General features: G+C 42.7%; 5 protein-coding genes. All 5 read right to left on the bottom strand.

Features of this window, described 5'->3' with window-relative positions; all coding sequences use genetic code 11:
* Positions 1-286, bottom strand: a 286-nt coding sequence (locus tag K8S13_RS01190) for an efflux RND transporter permease subunit (RefSeq protein ID WP_291459802.1), incomplete at its 3' end; no start/stop codon positions are given.
* Positions 283-1,605 (bottom strand): HlyD family efflux transporter periplasmic adaptor subunit, encoded by a 1,323-nt coding sequence (locus K8S13_RS01185; RefSeq protein ID WP_291459800.1) that lies wholly within the window; start codon positions 1,603-1,605, stop codon positions 283-285. The genes K8S13_RS01190 and K8S13_RS01185, both read right to left, overlap by 4 nt.
* A gap of 460 nt (positions 1,606-2,065) precedes the next feature.
* On the bottom strand, positions 2,066-3,535 hold the full coding sequence (locus K8S13_RS01180) for a DEAD/DEAH box helicase (protein WP_291459799.1): 1,470 nt from the start codon (positions 3,533-3,535) through the stop codon (positions 2,066-2,068).
* A gap of 106 nt (positions 3,536-3,641) precedes the next feature.
* Positions 3,642-3,830, bottom strand: a complete 189-nt coding sequence (locus K8S13_RS01175) for a MoaD/ThiS family protein (protein ID WP_291459804.1) — start codon at positions 3,828-3,830, stop codon at positions 3,642-3,644.
* Positions 3,831-3,843: 13 nt separating this feature from the next.
* On the bottom strand, positions 3,844-4,875 hold a 1,032-nt coding region (locus tag K8S13_RS01170; protein WP_291459798.1), incomplete at its 5' end, for an aldehyde ferredoxin oxidoreductase C-terminal domain-containing protein.

Below are 4,875 nucleotides of genomic sequence, written 5' to 3'. Positions count from 1 at the left end.
CGTGATTAATCTCTGCGTTGGCAATTGCAACATTCTCACGTGCATCACAGGAAAGCTCCTTTATCCCGTTAAGCTTATCCAGAGAATCCTCAAGCGGATAACATATCTCCTCCATGATTTCCATAGGAGAAGCACCGGGATAGGTTATTTTTATTTCGATGTCCTTTGTAGGTGTAATGGGAAAGGTATCCTTCTGCAGGTTGGGTAAAGCATAGATACCGAGCAACAGCACTGTAATCATCAGCACATTCGCTCCAGTTGGGTGTCGTGCGAAATAAGATATCATGATTTGTCCTTACTCTCATCAGGTTTACCTGCTTTAAATCCGGTTTCCTTGTCCAGCCACTTGTTAACCTTTTTGTCAGGCTGCGGTTTCAGTGCCATACCTTCAACGGCTGGAGACAGCTTGCTCAGGACAACAAGGTCATCTTTTTCCACTCCGTTCCTTATCACTGCAATCTGTCCCTGGACAAAATCAACTTTCACCGGTCTAATTTCAAGCTTGCCCTCTTTGACGATATATACTTTGTTGTTATGGATACTGGCCACAGGCAGAAGGATCTTCTTTCGCATTACCGGAGCCTTGAGCTTCACCTTTACAAAAGTATCCCTTATCAGGGGTGGCTTTTTGCCAGGTTCAGCCTTTCTGTACGGACCCTCAATTCTCACGACAATACTTTGACTCTGGGTCTGTGCATCAATTTTACCACCGGACCTGTTTACCTTCGCATCCCATACAATTGTTTTCTCCCCGGCTTTCAACTCCACCATCGCTTCCAGGTTGTCATGGAGTCTACTGTCAAAGGGTCTGTGTTTGCTATCGCGTCTTAACGGCCGCATTTTTCCAAGCGGTAACTGTGCACTCACCTCCACGGCATCAATCCCATCAGCCCTGAGTATCACCTCACCTTTGTTGACATACCCGGCTATATCAACTATCTTCTCTGTAATTCGTACATCATAGGGTGCACGAATTACCGTATTTTCTATATCTCTCTTGGCAATGGCCAGCTCTGCCTGAAGCACCTTCTGCTGTGCCCTGTTGATGGCGAGGTTATTTTTCAAGGTCTGAAGCTGCTGCTGACTTCCCAGCAGCTCGCGGGCAATTTTATCTTTCCCACTTTTCGAGAGGTGCCCGGATTTGGTCAAACCAACGGCTCGGTCATACTCAACTTTCTGGACCTGATAATCCTTCTCTGCAATTTTTACAGATTCCCGAATAGTCTGGTCGGTGAGTTTTGCTACCTCTATTTCAGCATTCAGTTTTACCAACCCAAGCTCATAAGAAGAAGGATCGAGTTTTAATATGTCACTCCCTTTCCGTATCAGTGCTCCATCCTTGAAATCTTCTGAAATCCAAATCACCGTACCATCCAGCTCTGCCTGTGCTTCCCATTCATGTGCCGGTTTTGCATAACCATACCCGACAGCTGTCGGTTGTATCTTACGGGGGACAACTTTCAGCACCCTGACAACCTTTTTACCGGTAGTCTGAGTGGCTTTTGGCGGTTCCGCTTTCATGCCTGGTGCAAATACCAATAATAGTCCTCCCAGTATTACTGGTGGAATAAAAAAAAATTTTTGCTTCCAGCTAAATTTTGCCATTTGGTAATCCTTTCCTCACGAGTTTATTCTTAATCACTGATAGAGATGAAAATATCTATTATTTCGTCATTCAGTAATACTTTTTCAAACCTGTTTTTCTTAAACTGGTAAAGTATCAATGATTCAATTATAAAAATAATTTGGACATTTTATCAAACATTGGAGTTAAATGGCAAGAGTGTGTCAGATAAAATTTTAGTTTGAGATTTCAATTCCCCTATATGAACCAGAAGAATCATTATAAGCCATTCTTCCAGATTAAAGTGTATATATAGCACATCCTACAGAAATGTTTCGGCAGAGGCAGGGGGTAACGGTGATGCTTTGGCCGGGTTTGAATCGCTGCGGAGGCACGACGCCGGGAGCAGCGATTTCACCTCGTAGCCGGACATGGATGTCCTGCGAAGTTTAGGCCAAAGTATTGCCTTTGCCCCTGCCGGGCCATTGGGAATTTAAAAATCTATTTTCGATTATTCTGTCTTGAACGCGGATGTTGGTGTTTGCCTTTAAAGGGTTTTCTTTTTTGATATTTAGGTTTTTTTGAATAATATTTTTTCTTTGGTTTGGGAAGAGGTTTGTCCAATTCTTCAGACGGATATTCACATTCGATTTTATTTCCCAGCACTTCTTCGATTTTCGGTATGAAAAATGAGCTCATTTCATCGGCAAAACTGATGGAAACCCCTGTTGCACCAGCCCTTCCGGTTCTACCGATTCTATGGATATAATGTTCAGGCTCATAGGGAAGATCATAGTTAATAACATGGCTGATGTCTTCAATATGCAATCCGCGGGCAGCCACATCCGTTGCCACTAAAATATTGATTCTGCCGTTTTTAAAATTATTTAAGACTTTAAATCGTTTGTCCTGGGCAACATCTCCTGAGAGCACACTGCATTTCTGGCCATATCTATCCAGTTTTTCCGACAGGGTTCTTGCAGTATCTTTACGGTTTACAAACAAAAGTACGCGTTTTAACTGTTCATTATTGATCAGGTTATAGACATGTTTAAATTTGTCTTTTTCAGTTGAAATATAGATGATCTGCTGAATGCTGTCGGCGGCAGCCTGTTCAGGATCTATTTCTATTTGAACCGCTCCTTTGGTTGTCCAGCTTTCTGCCAGTCTTAACACATCATCGGTCAAAGTAGCGGAAAAAAACAGGGTTTGTCGATTGTTTTTATGGGGCGTTTTTAAAATGATTCTGCGGACATCCGGGATAAACCCCATATCCAGCATTCGATCTGCTTCATCAATGACAACAATTTCAACCTTGGAAGGATTGATCAATCTTTTACCCATAAAATCAATGAGACGTCCGGGAGTTGCAACAATGATATCAACCGGTTTTTCTTTCAGCAGATTTTGCTGCTTGTTGTATCCGGTTCCACCAAAAATAGATAAAGTTCTTAAATTGGTGTATTTGGCAAGTTCCTTGAAATCCTTTTCAATTTGATAAACCAGCTCCCGGGTGGGTGCAAGGATTAATGCTCTTGGGGCTCCATTCCTGTTTTTAAACGGTTTTTTTATGAAGGCTGCTAAAATAGTGATAATGAAGCTGGCACTTTTACCTGTGCCTGTCTGAGCTTTGGCTGTGGCATCTTTTCCTTCCAGGGTATGGGATAGCAGCTTTGCCTGGATAGGGGTGCAATAGTTGAATTTTAAATCTGCAATGGCATGCATGATACTCAATGGAAGGCCAAGGTCATGAAATCTTGTTTCCCCTTCTTTGGGTTCCACAGCAAACTCATTGACAGACCATTTTTTTTCCCTGTATTTTGACTGGGGTTTTGGGGGCTGCTTTTTTTGTATTTTGGTTTTGGGCCTGGACGGCGGTGAAGGAACAAAAGTTGATGATGGAGTTGGAGATGGATCTGCTGGGCGCTTTTTGCTAAAAAGCGTTTTTAAAAATAGAAAAAATTGTTTCAATCGTTACTTTCTTTTATAGGTTAAAATTTAATAATCTGTCTGTTATCAGATGGTTTTTAACAGACAGGCAGTTGTTTGTGAAGTTAAAATTGATAAAAAATTTTTTTTATCCTCCGGCAACCAGGGGCAGCAGTTGAATTTTTGACTTGTCCGGGATGTTTGTTTCAGCAAATTTTGGGCTTGAAACAAGCCTGCCGTTTAAACGGACAACTGCACAGAATTCAACATTGTCAAGTGTTTCCAAAAGAGAAGCCATGGTCATATTTTCAGACCATGGCAGTTGTTTTTCATCCACTTCTATCAAAAGATTATTCTACACCATTTTTTTTCAAGATTTCCATGACTTCAGGAAAATCAATGCCAAGGCGTTTAACGGTTTTAACCGTCGGAATTCCGTTCTGGGTCCATCCGCGTCGCTCATAGACAGCATCTTTGAGTTGTTCGTACTGCTCTTCTCTCTTTTTTCTTAAGGCAGCGACTTTATCCTTGGAACTCATGGTGCTGATATCCATGCTGTATTTCTCTTTGAGCTGGTCATCATACCTTTCCTGTCGTGATTCATATTCCTCCACGGTCACAGGCCCGACAGCTCTGTAAGGCACGGTGTCATGCTCTCTTGTGCCAAAACCCATTTTCAGGTTGAAGATTCTCTGGAAGTTATAAACAGCCTCACTCATGGTAATGATGTCATCGGGTTTTGTTTTCCTTCCGGTAACTGCAGAAAAGAAATCAGCATACCAGCCCACATGCTTAACTACCTTGGCAGGCTCGGGTGTGTTTTTATTGTCTTCAGGAACAATATCGTTCCAGGGAAGTTTGCAAAGGCCGCAAAGGCCGAACCATGTTCTGAACATGGGGAACCAGTGAAGGGCTTCTGCCTTGTCCTCAAACGTCGGCATGAAATTATGAACCATATCAAGGAAGATGAGCCATGCTTCATCATGCTGGGGGCCTTTCAGGGCAAGTCCGTATCCCCCCTGCTGGGCAAGGGATTCCTTGGTGATGTATTCGGAAAATTCAAGCCCCTTGGATTCCATACCAATGTCCTGCATAAAGGCCGCATCTGCTCCAAAGTCTTTTGCAAAGATTTTTTTCATATTTCTGATACCTTTACCGACAATGGCACCAAAACCTTCTCCCCTTGCCATCTGATGGATGATTTCCAGAGCGTTAAACCGGTTGCCAAAGTTTAAATCCATCCCGCCGGTATGGTCGGTGGTGATCAGCTTGTTCTCAAAGCATTCCATGACAAATGCAATGGAGGTCCCAACGGAAATAGTGTCCAGGCCATAGGCATCACAATAAAAATTAATTTCAAGAATGGTGTGGGCATCAAAAAT

Source organism: Desulfobacula sp. (assembly GCF_021107415.1).
This window is presented reverse-complemented; position numbering and strand designations above follow the sequence as displayed.

Coding starts and splice junctions, on each gene's coding strand:
- K8S13_RS01185 (WP_291459800.1), bottom strand. CDS start 1,605: ATGGCAAAATTTAGCTGGAAGCAAAAATTTTTTTTTATTCCACCAGTA.